This is a genomic window from Pseudomonas stagnisoli (assembly GCF_048595745.1).
GTDB lineage: Bacteria > Pseudomonadota > Gammaproteobacteria > Pseudomonadales > Pseudomonadaceae > Aquipseudomonas > Aquipseudomonas alcaligenes_A.
Genome location: NZ_CP184361.1, coordinates 44,472 through 56,966, shown reverse-complemented (window position 1 = coordinate 56,966; position 12,495 = coordinate 44,472). Strand labels below are relative to the sequence as shown.

General features: G+C 62.5%; 12 protein-coding genes. 5 read left to right on the top strand and 7 right to left on the bottom strand.

What is annotated here, in order from left to right; translation table 11 throughout:
• Positions 1-27 precede the first annotated feature (27 nt).
• The 5 genes from ACOAPY_RS00220 to ACOAPY_RS00200 all read right to left on the bottom strand — a co-directional run bounded on the left by ACOAPY_RS00220 (position 28) and on the right by ACOAPY_RS00200 (position 4,793).
• On the bottom strand, positions 28-432 hold the full coding sequence (locus tag ACOAPY_RS00220) for a hypothetical protein (protein ID WP_465154598.1): 405 nt from the start codon (positions 430-432) through the stop codon (positions 28-30).
• A 12-nt stretch (positions 433-444) separates the two neighbouring features.
• On the bottom strand, positions 445-1,392 hold the full coding sequence (locus ACOAPY_RS00215; RefSeq protein WP_465154597.1) for a patatin-like phospholipase family protein: 948 nt from the start codon (positions 1,390-1,392) through the stop codon (positions 445-447).
• Between the two features lie 176 nt (positions 1,393-1,568).
• Complete coding sequence (locus ACOAPY_RS00210) at positions 1,569-2,330, bottom strand: TerC family protein (RefSeq protein WP_465154596.1); 762 nt, start codon at positions 2,328-2,330, stop codon at positions 1,569-1,571.
• Positions 2,331-2,425: 95 nt separating this feature from the next.
• Entirely contained in the window at positions 2,426-3,730 is a 1,305-nt protein-coding gene (locus ACOAPY_RS00205) for a CitMHS family transporter (protein WP_465154595.1), read from the bottom strand.
• A gap of 154 nt (positions 3,731-3,884) precedes the next feature.
• Entirely contained in the window at positions 3,885-4,793 is a 909-nt protein-coding gene (locus tag ACOAPY_RS00200; RefSeq protein ID WP_465154594.1) for an AEC family transporter, read from the bottom strand.
• Positions 4,794-4,882: 89 nt separating this feature from the next.
• Here ACOAPY_RS00200 and ACOAPY_RS00195 point away from each other — a divergent pair, with 89 nt between their 5' ends.
• On the top strand, positions 4,883-5,284 hold the full coding sequence (locus ACOAPY_RS00195) for a GFA family protein (RefSeq protein WP_076581423.1): 402 nt from the start codon (positions 4,883-4,885) through the stop codon (positions 5,282-5,284).
• A 2-nt stretch (positions 5,285-5,286) separates the two neighbouring features.
• Here the strand turns inward: ACOAPY_RS00195 and ACOAPY_RS00190 are convergent, their stop codons facing one another.
• Positions 5,287-7,248 carry an Lnb N-terminal periplasmic domain-containing protein gene (locus ACOAPY_RS00190; protein ID WP_465154593.1) on the bottom strand — a complete coding sequence of 654 codons (1,962 nt, stop codon included), beginning with the start codon at positions 7,246-7,248 and terminating at the stop codon, positions 5,287-5,289.
• Positions 7,245-7,565, bottom strand: a complete 321-nt coding sequence (locus tag ACOAPY_RS00185; protein WP_061902922.1) for a DUF2388 domain-containing protein — start codon at positions 7,563-7,565, stop codon at positions 7,245-7,247. Before ACOAPY_RS00185 ends, ACOAPY_RS00190 begins: the two co-directional genes overlap by 4 nt.
• A gap of 277 nt (positions 7,566-7,842) precedes the next feature.
• Here ACOAPY_RS00185 and ACOAPY_RS00180 point away from each other — a divergent pair, with 277 nt between their 5' ends.
• From ACOAPY_RS00180 to ACOAPY_RS00165, 4 genes are all read left to right on the top strand, one after another.
• Positions 7,843-9,252, top strand: a complete 1,410-nt coding sequence (locus tag ACOAPY_RS00180) for a glycosyltransferase family protein (RefSeq protein WP_465154592.1) — start codon at positions 7,843-7,845, stop codon at positions 9,250-9,252.
• Positions 9,249-10,739 carry a glycosyltransferase gene (locus ACOAPY_RS00175; protein ID WP_465154591.1) on the top strand — a complete coding sequence of 497 codons (1,491 nt, stop codon included), beginning with the start codon at positions 9,249-9,251 and terminating at the stop codon, positions 10,737-10,739. Before ACOAPY_RS00180 ends, ACOAPY_RS00175 begins: the two co-directional genes overlap by 4 nt.
• A 99-nt stretch (positions 10,740-10,838) precedes the next feature.
• On the top strand, positions 10,839-11,603 hold the full coding sequence (locus tag ACOAPY_RS00170) for a class I SAM-dependent methyltransferase (RefSeq protein WP_465154590.1): 765 nt from the start codon (positions 10,839-10,841) through the stop codon (positions 11,601-11,603).
• 28 nt (positions 11,604-11,631) lie between these two features.
• Positions 11,632-12,447, top strand: coding sequence for a methyltransferase domain-containing protein (locus ACOAPY_RS00165; RefSeq protein WP_465154589.1), 816 nt, complete (start codon positions 11,632-11,634; stop codon positions 12,445-12,447).
• Positions 12,448-12,495: the final 48 nt, after the last annotated feature.

Genomic DNA, 12,495 nt, shown 5'->3' with positions numbered 1-12,495 from the left:
AGGGCCCTCTGGGAGGGCCCTGATCTCCTAAGCAATACGAGTGATGTTGACCCAAATGTTGCCTTGGTTATTGCCGTACATGAAAAGTACGTCGTTAGCGAACAGCGTCAGCTCGGCTTCCGGTCCTGGCGGGACTTTCAGTTGTGCGTCTATGCCCAGAGGAAACAATTGCTCGTCTGATTGTCCTAGTGCGCCGACCAGCTGGAACCAGCGTGCCTGCTTGCAGCGAATCGTCCACTTGAAGATCCTCTGGATCATGTTCCCATCCTGGCCGTCTGCCGTCGCTGGTATGCCCGCGTCGTGCCACAGGTCACTCGACGCTTGCACTCGATAAGACTCTCCAGGGGCGACCTGAAGTCCTGTGGCATTCCAGCGCAGCCTGGCGTTCACCGTAATGCCTTCGCGCATCTGCCCCACGATGAGCTTTTCCATAGCAGACTCCTGCTAGGCGAGTGCCGTACAAATGGCATTCAGGTCGTTTTGACGAGTACTGATGAGGTGCGCCGCAAGCGCCTTCAGGTCCTGGATGTTTTGCTCGCGGGTGTCGTCCATATCATCGTTGGCAGAAAGCGGGTCGCTTTTCTTCCCCAGATTGACCTGAAGTCGGAAGTAAGTTCCAGCCGGCATGATCTGCTGCATCTGGTAGTCCGCTGCGTCAGAAACGCCATCGAACATGCAACTGAGCAGCGGCATAACCCATGCTGCCTGGCCCCAGTCCTTGGCTTCTTTGAATGGAATCTCGCGGGTCATCTGCCCCGTGCCCAGCGAGACCAAGAATAGATCCTCACCGGGGAAGATCTTGTGTGCCTCGGCATAGCCGGAAACCGCAGGGTTGTTAATGAAAACGCCGCCGTCGACCAGAGCGCATTTCTTGTCGTTCACCCTTAGTGGCAGGGGCTCGAAGTAGGTGGGGGCAGCAGATGTGGCGCGCGCCGCTTCGCGAATTCTGATGTCCTGATGGGGCGCGGACCAACTTTTCAGAAACAGCGGATCGCGCTGATGAAGGTCGTAGGTGGTCACTACCGTATGTGGTTTCAACTGTCCGAGTGTGGCATTGCCGAAGTACTCCTCAAGCAGCGTCTCCAGGCCATCGTGCGAGTATTTTTCGTCGGCGATGTTGTAACCAGGAGTCCTTCTCCAGAGTGATCGCGAGAAGATATCTTCCCCTCGTTTCTCATACAGTGCGCTTAGATTCTTGGCCGAGTACTGCGGCTTGCCCGTTGCATCGCGCTTACCGAGGCCCAGTGCAAGTAGGCCGCCAGTAGATGTCCCGATGATCAGATCGAATAGATCTGCAATCGGTTGTCCAGTCTTCTGCTCGATCTCGGCCAGTACCAGCGCTGGGATAATGCCGCGAATGCCACCGCCATCAATGCTCAGTATCTTTTTCATAACTGCCTCCTTGTCCCTGTCGTGTATGGCCGGCTGAATGCCAGGCTCTTGAACAGTTAGGACCGGTGGCAGAAAAGCACTAGATCGTTACGCAATCATGGTTAGTACTTGTTGCGATAGCGGATCAAAAGAAAACGGGGCCATTCGGCCCCGTTCTTTTGTCCACGCGTTCCGGCTTACTGCCCCGGAATATCCTTGCGCAGCTTGACCGGGTCTTCCTTGCGTCCGCGCAGCACGCGCATACGGATGTTCAGGGCTTCCACGCCCAGCGAGAAGGCCATGGCGAAGTAGACGTAGCCCTTCGGCACGTGGACTTCGAAGGCTTCGGCGATCAGCACGGTACCGACCACCACCAGGAAGGCCAGGGCCAGCATCTTCAGCGACGGGTGCTTGTCGATGAAGTCGCTGATGGTGCCGGCGGCCAGCATCATCACCAGCACGGCGACGATGATCGCGGCGACCATCACCGGCACGTGGGAGACCATGCCGACGGCGGTGATCACCGAGTCCAGGCTGAACACGATGTCGATGATGGCGATCTGGATGATGGTGCCGATGAAGTTGCGCGCGGCGGTGTTGCCCGGCGTCGGCTCGGCTTCATCCTCGCCTTCCAGGCTGTGGAACATCTCGGTGCTGCTCTTCCACAGCAGGAACAGGCCGCCGAAGAACAGGATCAGGTCGCGTCCGGAAATGCCCTGGCCGAACAGGTGGAACAGGTCATTGGTCAGCTTCATGATCCAGGTGATCGACAGCAGCAGGGCGATGCGCGTGACCATGGCCAGGGCCAGGCCGAAGAAGCGGGTGCGCGCCTGCATATGCGGCGGCATGCGCCCGACCAGGATGGCGATCATGATGATGTTGTCGATGCCGAGGACGATTTCCAGGGCGGTCAGGGTCAAGAAGGCAACCCAGATTTCCGGGCTAGTCAGCCATTCCATTGTTGGTTCCTTGCGTGTCGAAGAGTCGGTCGGCGGGCGCCGCGATGGCGCGCGATTCTAGCTGGCTTTGCGGGAAAATGCCGTCTCCCGTCGGACTATCCGCCGAACAGCGGGAACACGCCAAGCAGCAATGCTGCCAGCAGTATGGCCAGGCAGATCAGCACCGCCCACTTGAGGGTGAAGCGCTGGTGGTCGCCGAACTCGACCTTGGCCAAACCCACCAGCAGGTAGGTGGAGGGCACCAGCGGGCTGAGCAGGTGTACCGGTTGGCCGACGATCGAGGCACGGGCCATTTCCACCGGGCTGATGCCGTAATGGCCGGCTGCCTCGGCCAGCACCGGCAGCACGCCGTAGTAGAAGGCATCGTTGGACATGAAGAAGGTGAACGGCATGCTTACCAGTGCGGTGATCACCGCCAGGTACGGGCCCAGCGCTTCGGGAATCACCGCCAACAGGCTTTTCGACATGGCCTCGACCATGCCCGTACCGGACAGGATGCCGGTGAAGATGCCGGCGGCGAAGATCAGCCCGACCACCGCCAGGACATTGCCGGCATGCGCGGCCACGCGCTCCTTCTGCTGTTGCAGACAGGGGTAGTTGATGATCATGGCGATGCTGAAGGCGATCATGAACAGCACCGGCAGCGGCAGCAGGCCGGCGATCAGCGCCACCATCAGGGCGGCGGTCAGTGCGCCGTTGACCCACAGCAATCTCGGCCGGCGCGCCTCCGGGTATTGCGAGACGCTGATCTCGGCGTGATTGTCCTGATCGTCCGGCAGGTGCAGCACGCCGAGGCGGGCGCGCTCGCGCTGGCCGTAGACCCAGGCGATGCCGAACAGGGCGATGCAGCCGACCAGCATGGCCGGGATCATCGGCACGAAGATGTCCGATGGGTCGACGTGCAGGGCGCTGGCGGCACGGGCGGTAGGGCCGCCCCAGGGGGTCATGTTCATGATGCCGCCGGCCAGGATGATCAGCCCGGCCATGATCAGCGGGCTCATGCCGAGGCGGCTGTACAGCGGCAGCATGGCGGCGACGCAGATCATGTAGGTGGTAGCGCCGTCGCCGTCGAGGGAGACGATCAGCGCCAGCGCGGCGGTGCCCATGGAGACTTTCAGCGGGTCGCCCTTGACCATGCGCAGGATGGCGCGCACTGGCGGGTCGAACAGGCCGGAGTCGATCATCAGGGCGAAGTAGAGGATGGCGAACATCAGCATCACCCCGGTCGGGGCGAGTTTGCCAATACCCTCGAGGATCATCGGGCCGATGCCGGCGGCGAAGCCACCGATCAGGGCGAACACGATGGGCACGATGATCAGGGCGATCAGGGCGGACAGGCGCTTGGTCATGATCAGGTACATGAAGGTCATGACCATGGCGAAGCCGAGGAAGGTCAGCATCAGGCAGTCTCCGGACGGGCATGACCGACGCGGTGGCTGCGTGAATGCAGTGCGTGGGGAGCCCATCTTGTTGTTGTCGAAACGCCGGTCCGGGGCCGGCGGTCGACGGATGCTAGGGGCTCAAGCTTTCAGCGCGCTTTCGGCGCAGTACCGTTCATGCCGCGAGGAGGATCAGCACCAGCGGCAGGCTGAGGGCGGCCAGCAGGGTCTGCAGGGTGATGATGCCGGCCATCAGGTGGCCGTCGCCGCCGAGCTGGCGGGTCAGCACATAGGCGGTGGGTGCGGTGGGCAGGGCGAAGAACAGCACCAGCACGCTGCTCTCCAGCGCCGGCAGGTGCAACGCCTTGGCCACGACATAGGCCAGCAGCGGCATGGCCAGCAGGCGCAGGGTGCAGTTCCAGGCCAGGGCCGGCCTTTCGCCGCGCAGCTCCTGCGGCCGTAGTGCCGCCCCCACGCAAAGCAACCCCAGCGGCAGGCTGGCGGCGGCCAGTAGGCCGAGCAGGCGGTCACTGCCACCGGGCAGGCCGATGCCGAGCAGGTTGATCGCCATCCCGGCCAGGCAGGCGAGGATCAGCGGATTCTTCAGAATCGGCAGCAGCAGGCCGCCCAGGCTCACCGCGCGGTCGGTACTCAGCGACCACACCGACAGCACGTTCACCGCCGGCACCATCAGCGCCAGCAGCAAGGCGGCCAGCACCAGGCCGGGCTGACCATGCAGGCTGCCGATGGCCGCCAGGCCGAGGTAGGTGTTGAAGCGCAGGATGCCCTGGGTGAAGGCGCCGAAGCGCGCCGCCGGCCAGCCGCGCAGGCGGCGCACCAGCAACAGGGCCAGCCAGCCGCCACCAAGGCCGAGCAGCACGGCCAGGGCCAGGCGCGGCAGGGCGGGGTTGTCCAGCGGCGCGCTGGCCAGGCTGCTCAACAGCAAGGCCGGGAACAGGATGAAGTAGTTGAGCCGCTCGGCGGCCGGCCAGAAGGCCTCGCCGGGGAATTCGTGGCGGCGCAGCAGGTAGCCGCCGACGATCAGGGCGAACAGGGGCCACAGCGAGTACAGGAGAACGGTCACGATGACATCCGTGCGGAAAGCATCTGGTCATCATGGGCAAGTGCGTTGGCGCGCGCTAGGGTGATGAGCAACAGCGCGAGGAGTTCGCCATGACCGAGACCCACACCGGCGGCTGCCACTGCGGCCGCCTGCGCTATGCCTTCGCGGCGCCGTTGCAGGATATCGCCCACTGCCATTGCGCGATCTGCCGACGCACCACCGGCGGCATCGTCACCACCTGGCTGACCCTGCCGCTGGCGAGCTTCCGCTGGACCCAGGGCAGCGCCGCGGCGTACGCCTCCTCGACCAGCTGCCTGCGCTATTTCTGCGCGCACTGCGGCTGTCACCTGGCGCTGTTCACGGCGCTCAGCCCGGACAGCCTGGACATCACCGTGGCCAGCCTCGATCACCCCGAGCAGGCGCCGGCCGACCGGCATATCTGGGTAGGCAGTCGCCTGCCCTGGCTGCAGCTGGACCCGGGGCTCCCCGAGGAGAACGAAGAGCAGCTGTAGACCTAAGGCAGCACCAGGCCGCCGCTAGCCTTGTGCAGCTCGCGCAGGTGCTGGCCGAGCTGCTTCAGGTTGCTCTCGCCGGCTTCGATCTCGGCCAGCAGCCTGGGCTCCAGCAGGTGGCGCACCTCTTGGTCGAGGTCGTCGCTGAGCTGGCGCAGCCTGAGCTGACGTTCGCTACTGGCCGCTTCCAGTTGCTGCCACTCGGCGGGCTGCGGCAGGCCGTAGCCGGCGCTCAGCAGCTCGGCCGGGCGGCTGAGGAAACCGCTGTTGGCGAGAATTTCGCGCAGGGTGGCGTCGGCTTCGACGAAGCGCCGGTCCTGCGGGTCGTCGCGTGCGCCCAGGTAGCGCTGCTTGAGCTGTTCCTGGGCGAGCAGCAGCTGGCGGCGCAGGGCGGCCTGTTCGAGCAGCAACAGGGCGGCGCTGGCGCGCAGGTCGGCGCGCGGGAACCCTCGGGCGCGCTCGCGCGCCGGCAGGTCCAGCCAGTCTTCCACCGTCTGCTGCGGTATGGTCAGGCGGTTACGCAGGATCTCGAACATGGCCTGGTAGCGGTCGCGGAAGGAGTCGAAGCGATAGCCCAGGCGCAGTGCCTCGCGCGGGTCGTCCAGCACACTGCGGTCGGCCAGGGCACGGCCTTCGAGCAGGTCGAGCAGGCCGTTGGGCATGATGCTGTCGAGATCCTGCAGCTCGCTGCGGCCGGTGCCGCTGCGCAGCAGCTTGAGGGTCTCCACCGCGCAGTTGTTGGAGAGGAACCAGTAGTCACCGTCATAGCTCCAGTGCAGTTCGGCGGAGCGCTGCACCAGGCGTTCGATTTCCTCGCGGGACAGGCGCAGCGGCACCGAGGACAGGCCGCGCAGCTCGACCTTGGTGTATTCCTCGATCACCTGCGCCAGCGGCAGGATGAACAGGCGCGACGGGTAGGCGCCGGTCAGGCCGTCCCAGCTGGACAGTTGCACGTCGCCGACGAAGGCGCGGTAGGACAGCACCAGGTGCTGGTCCAGATCCAGGCGGCAGGCCGGGCCGCGCGGCCGTCCCGGTGCGCAGACCACCAGGCGCAGCATGCTGTGGCCCCAGCGGCTGGCCCATTGCTGGTTGGGCTCGGCGAGCAGGTAGTCGACCTCGTAGACCCGCTCGGGATCGAGCCGGCCCAGCGGCTGGCGGGCGAAGTCGCGACCGGCGTTGAGGTAGGCGAAATCGGTGCTGCACTCGGCCTGCTGCGCCGGTTGCCAGGCGAAGTGCTGGCGCAGATAGCGCTGCAGGGTGGGGCGGCGGCAGGCGTAGGTCGGGTCGAGGAGGAAGTACTCCATGTTCACCGCGACGAACTCGCGCGGGTTGCTCAGCTCGTAGCTGTCCGGCGAACGCGCCACCTGGCCGTTGTCCTGCTCGCGGGCGCCACGTTTGCCGACCTGCTGCTGCCAGCCGGCCAGGTCGAGCAGCTGCGGGTCGTCGCTGAGGCTGAAGCGGCGGGCCTCCTGGCCGCGGCACTGGCCACGCTGACCGACCGGGCCGCTGGCCTGGTGTGCCTGACGGCAGCGCCACTGCAGACGGCGCTGGTCCTCTGGCCAGAGACCGGCACGGTCGTACAGGTGGGTCAGCTCATGGAGCACGGTAGCCAGCAACTCGCGCTGCAGGGTGCCGTGGGTTCGGCCACTCGGCGCGGCGGCCTGTTGTGGATCGATCAGGCGCGGCAGCAATCCGGCATTCAGCACCAGGGCATCGCGGCGAGTGGTGCGGCCAAAGGCGGCTCGGGGCAGGTCGTCGGACCAGCTCACCGTCACCTGGCGGTCGAGGCGCTGGATGAAGCTTGGCGGCAGCGCCGCGCTGGCCTGGTCGAGCAGCGCCTGGCTGGCCTGGCGTTCGGCGCTGGACAGCCCGCTGGCATTCAGTTGCAGACGCAGCCCGGCCTGGGCGCTGGCGCCGCTCAGCAGCAGGAGCGCGACCAGCCAGCGCGCGGCACGCAGGCTCACAGGGCGAGGATGGCTTCGGCCAGCTGCTGGTCGGAGGCGTGGCGGGCTTCCGGCAGTTGTTCGCGCAGGGTGGCGAAGGCCGCTTCCAGGCGCGCGCCGCGGATATCGCCCTGGCTGGCGACGAAGCTGGCGGCATCGTCACGCGCGGCCAGCACCACCTTCATGTCACGCACCGAAGTGGTGGTGTCGGAGGTGAAATCCAGGCTGCGGTCCAGGGCTCGGACAAGGATGTTGCTGGTGGCCACCAGGGTCTGGGCCTGGGCACCGGTGGCGAGGCAGAGGGTGGTGGCGAGGAGTGTGGGCAGCAGACGGCGCATGGCGACTCCGGGCAGGCTGAACGGTCGGGATTGCCTATTGGACGAGAATAGTCCCTACCAGTTCAAGCCTGCGGGCCTCGTGGCGCGAGGCGGGTCACGAGGCTTTTGGGCTATCAAGGGCTTATTGAGGTGGGAGTGGTCGACATCAGAGGCGAATAAGTCGTTATCAGTCGAGACTGCTTGCTTTGGCCTGCATTTGCTGTTTGAGTGCGCGTTTATTTTGCAAGGTAGTGCCGCATCCAGATCAATCGAGGTGCGGGGTGTGGGCTGATTCCTAATGATCATTCTAGTTGGCTCCAAGATTGACCAAACCAGTATTCAGGCGGCGCTGGGCAAGCCGGAATACAGCTACTTCTTTTTGCTGAAGGACTTTCTTCCCGCTCTTGAACGCTTAGGCCAAGTGATAAGCGTGAAAAGCATTGAGGAGGTCGAAGCGCTCTACCAGCAACATAAAGAAGCCGGCGAACAGGTCATTTTCTTCAGTTTTACCCCGCCTCATCAGACCCCGCTGGGTTTGGCTTGCCCAACCGTTTGCGTGTTTGCCTGGGAGTTCGACTCGCTGCCGAGTATCTCGGAGGATCAGGCCGCCAAAGCAAAGCCCGGTGACTGGCATGCTGATCAGAGCAATGACTGGGGCCGTGTTTTCGCTCAGTTGTCTGGGGTGATTCCGACTAGTAGGGAAACGGCAGCACTCGTCGAGCGCAGTTGCCAGGGAACCGTGCCGGTTGCCGCGCTGCCGGCGCCGATCTGGTCGCGCTTTGCGAATGTCTGTCCGGTGCAGGGCTGGCCGGTTGAGAAAGGCACTAGGAGTTTTCGCTTCGCTGGGCAGGTTATCGACAGCAGGCAGTTGAAACTGGATCCCGAGAGCGTCGCCCATCGCCCCTATTCCGAGGCCAAACGTATCAGTAAGGCGCTGTTTCAGGGCTGGTGGCATGAGGTGCGCCTACCCAGGTCGCGCCCGGGCCTGCACCCGCAAGATGCGCCATTACCAGAGTTGCGCCCAATCAGTGTCGATGGCGTCGTTTACACCAGCGTGCTCAATCCTGCGGATGGGCGAAAGAACTGGATAGAGATGCTGAGCGCCTTCTGCTGGGCCTTTCGTGATCGGCCGGATGCCACGCTGATCCTGAAGATGACCCATCGGGACATCGAGCTATATCGCGGCACTCTTCTCAACACCTTGGCGCGGTTGTCGCCGTTCAGTTGCCGAGTCGTTGCTCTCCATGGCTTCCTCGATGATGAGCAGTATCTTGAGTTGATCAAGGCCACTACCTACTACGTGAATGCGTCCTCTGGCGAAGGGCTGTGCATTCCGCTGATGGAGTTTCTCAGTTGCGGTAGGCCTGCTCTTGCGCCTGCCCATACGGCGATGGCCGACTATCTGCATGAGGATTGTGCATTTCTCGTCGATTCCTGCCTGCAGCCCACCGACTGGCCGCATGACCCGACCGGCATACATCTGACCCATAGCCATCGCCTTAACTGGGAGTCGCTGATGCAGCTCTACAGCGCCAGTCACGGGGTCGCTAGCGATCCGCTGCGCTACTCGGAGATGTCGAGGCAGGCGAGCGAGCGTCTTCGTGAGTTCAGTTCGGTGGAGCGGGTGGTGGACGAGCTGCAGAGATTCCTGGCGCAAGTGTCAGCGCAATCTTCATCTATCGAGCTGCGCGGGGACCGGCAACGATGAAGTTTCTGGTTTATTCCGAAGTCAATGCCGACACCATTTCCGCCAATCTGGGGCAGTCCGAGTACAGCTATTATTTCGTGCTCAAGGAGTTCCTTCCTGTCCTGCGCCAGCTTGGCGACGTGCAAGTGGTGAAGGATCCCCTGCGCGAGGTTGATGCGCTCTACGCCAAAGCCCGCAAGCTAGGCGAGAAGTGCGTGTTCCTATCTTTCACGCCGCCGCACAAGACACCACTCGGCCTTCGCTGCCCCACTTGGCCAGTGCTGGCCTGGGAGTTCGACAGCATCCCCACCGAGCATTGGTTTGGCGAGCGCCATCAGGACTGGCGTCATGTGCTAGCCCACTGCGGTCACGCAATCACGCACTCGGGCATGACGCTTGATCTGATCCGGCGAGAGATGGGCGCTGGCTATCCTGTCGCATCCATTCCAGCACCTGTCTGGGACAAGTACGCCGCGCTGCGTGAGCGCCTTGCAATGCCGCTGGCGCAGAAAGTCACTGAGCTGCATCTTGGTTCTGGTGTGCTGATTGATAGCCACTCCGTCGACTTCGCAAAGCAGCTCCCGGATCGCGAGACGGTGATTGCTGCAGTGGCAGCTGCACGCCAGCCCCGCGGCGGGGGCAGTCCCGCGGCGGCGCTACCGCGAGAGCGTCAGCAGTCGCTGCTGCGCATCACTTATCGCTATGCCGTGGAGTGGTATCGCCTTGTGGGGCGCGAGCTGTTCGCCGATTGGCGCCTGCATGCCCAGCACAAACTACTCGGTCATCCGCTGCCACCAAAGGTACAACCGATCAAGCCGCCGATGCCCGAGAGCTGGTTCCCGAAAACGCCGCGCCTGGAACTCTCTGGCGTGGTTTTCACTTCACTGTTCAACCCCAGCGACGGTCGAAAAAACTGGGTGGACATGCTGACGGCGTTCTGCACGGCCTTCCATGACTGCCCTGACGCCACCCTAGTGTTCAAGCTGGGTAACAGCGATTGCCAGCCGGAAATAAATGACATGCTTGTCTGTATGGCGAGGCTGCCCAGGTTCGCCTGCAGGGTCGTGGTATTCAATGGCTTCCTCGAGGGTGAGGATTTCGAGAAGCTTATCGAGGCGACCCATTTCGTAGTGAATGCATCTTACGGTGAGGGCCAGTGCCTACCGCTGATGGAGTTCCTCTCTTGCGGCCGGCCTGCGGTGGCTCCCTGCAACTCCGCAATGCTCGACTATATGGACACCGAAGTCGGCTTCGTAGTGAATGGCTGGCAGGAAGCCAGGGCTTGGCCTCAGGACCCGAGAGCTGCCTTCCGTACCTGCCAGCAACAGATTAATTGGGAATCTTTGGTTCAGGCTTACAATGACGCCTATCGCTGTATTCGCGATGAGCCCGCACGCTATGCCGAGATGTCGCGTAATGCGGTCAAGAGGATGCGCGGGCATTGTTCGAGAGCTGCGGCAGAGGTGATGCTGAAGGAGCTGATGAGTGGAGATGGGAAACCGTGCTGATGCAAAAGCTCAGAGCTTGGTGGCGGGGGGGGGGAGCCTCAGGCCGATAGTTCTGCCCAAGGACATGCTGGTCAATACTTCGACTCCCGCGCCTGTGGGTTGGTCGATGCGGTGCAGAGCGGTTGGTTCAAGAATGATAGTGGCGAGTTGTTTTCCGGTTTTCCGATCTCGTCAGAGGATGTTGTGCTGGATGTAGGCTGCGGGGCGGGCGCGGCAACTCTGTGGGCCGCGAAACAAGGGGCAGAGGTTGTTTTTGTTGATGTGGTCGAGGAAAAGATTGAGCTATTGCGCGAGCGAGTTCAGCAGATATCGACGAAGGGCGCCACAGGCATAGTTTGCGACAGTACACCGCTGCCAATCCCTGATGGTGCGGCGTCTAGAATCATGGCCCTGGAAGTTCTGGAACATGTAGAAGACCCTGCAAAAATGCTGCGGGAATTGGTTCGTGTGGGGCAGCCAGGATCTTTGTACCTGTTATCTGTGCCGGACGCACGCGGTGAAAACATTCAAAAGTCCATCGCGCCGGATGCGTATTTTGCTCCTCCTAATCATATCCATATCTTCGAGCGCGATGATTTTGTCCGCTTAGTTGAGGATGCGGGGCTGGAAGTCGAGCGACACACAACATACGGATTCTTCTGGTCTCTCTGGACCATGTTCTACTGGGCATGGGCGAGGTCCAACGGCATAGAGTTGAAAGGAGAGTCGCTGGACGTCGTCAATCCCCCTTACCCTCCTCTGCTCGATGACTGGACGAGGGTTTGGCATACCTTGATTGATATGCCGGAGGCCTCTCCTCTTAAACATGCGCTCGACGATCTGCTTCCCAAAAGTCAGTTGATAGTCGCGCGAAAGCCACTCTGATTCGAATAACTAGAAGCGAGGATATCCCATGCTGGGATTGCTGAAACGAGTCGGCCGCCGGGTGCTTGGCACCCCAGTACAATCGGCTGCCGCCGAGTTGCCGAATGACCCCACGCTGACCGACGCACATCTGAGTGGCTGGTTTCACCGTGAAAGCCAGGAGCTTTTTGAGGGTTTTCCCATCTCCGCCGAAGACAGTGTTCTGGATATCGGTTGCGGTGATGGCACCTTCGTTCGCTTCTGCGCCGAGTTTGGCGCGGAAGTGATCTTCGCTGATATCGACGGTGAGAAGATTGCCGGCGTCGAGCGCTCCCTTCAGGGTTCTCGGGCGCGGGCAATTGTTCCGCTGGTCACTGATGCCAACCCGCTACCGCTACCCGATGCAAGGGTTAGCAAAGTTGTGGCCATGGAAGTGCTGGAGCACGTGGAGGATCCGGCGCAATTCGTACGGGAGCTGGTGCGGATCGGCAAGCCCGGCGCGCAGTATCTGATTACCGTGCCCGACGCGGTGGCCGAGAACGTACAGAAACACCTGGCGCCTGCATCCTACTTTGAGCGACCTAATCATATCCGCGTCTTCCAGCGCGACGAGTTCGAGAAGCTGCTTACCGATGCGGGGCTGATTGTCGAGAAACGTGCTTACTACGGCTTCTACTGGTCCATCTGGTGGTTCTTCTTTTGGGCTTGCAAGCAAGAGCTTTCGCCGCCGTGGCACCCTCTGCTGGAAACCTGGCAACGCACCTGGGGTATTCTCCTATCCACGCCGGATGGTCCGCGCATCAAGAAAGCACTGGATGAAGCGATGCCCAAGAGCCAGGCAATCATCGCACGTAAACCATCATGACAGCCCGGGCGCTTGGCAGAGCATTGCAGTCGCGGGAAGGGCTGTATA

Excerpts from the sequence above, each read along its gene's own strand:
- ACOAPY_RS00220 (WP_465154598.1), bottom strand. The coding sequence starts at position 432 with ATGGAAAAGCTCATCGTGGGGCAGATGCGCGAAGGCATTACGGTGAAC.
- ACOAPY_RS00215 (WP_465154597.1), bottom strand. The coding sequence starts at position 1,392 with ATGAAAAAGATACTGAGCATTGATGGCGGTGGCATTCGCGGCATTATC.
- ACOAPY_RS00210 (WP_465154596.1), bottom strand. The coding sequence starts at position 2,330 with ATGGAATGGCTGACTAGCCCGGAAATCTGGGTTGCCTTCTTGACCCTG.
- ACOAPY_RS00205 (WP_465154595.1), bottom strand. The coding sequence starts at position 3,730 with ATGCTGACCTTCCTCGGCTTCGCCATGGTCATGACCTTCATGTACCTG.
- ACOAPY_RS00195 (WP_076581423.1), top strand. The coding sequence starts at position 4,883 with ATGACCGAGACCCACACCGGCGGCTGCCACTGCGGCCGCCTGCGCTAT.
- ACOAPY_RS00185 (WP_061902922.1), bottom strand. The coding sequence starts at position 7,565 with ATGCGCCGTCTGCTGCCCACACTCCTCGCCACCACCCTCTGCCTCGCC.
- ACOAPY_RS00180 (WP_465154592.1), top strand. The coding sequence starts at position 7,843 with ATGATCATTCTAGTTGGCTCCAAGATTGACCAAACCAGTATTCAGGCG.
- ACOAPY_RS00175 (WP_465154591.1), top strand. The coding sequence starts at position 9,249 with ATGAAGTTTCTGGTTTATTCCGAAGTCAATGCCGACACCATTTCCGCC.
- ACOAPY_RS00165 (WP_465154589.1), top strand. The coding sequence starts at position 11,632 with ATGCTGGGATTGCTGAAACGAGTCGGCCGCCGGGTGCTTGGCACCCCA.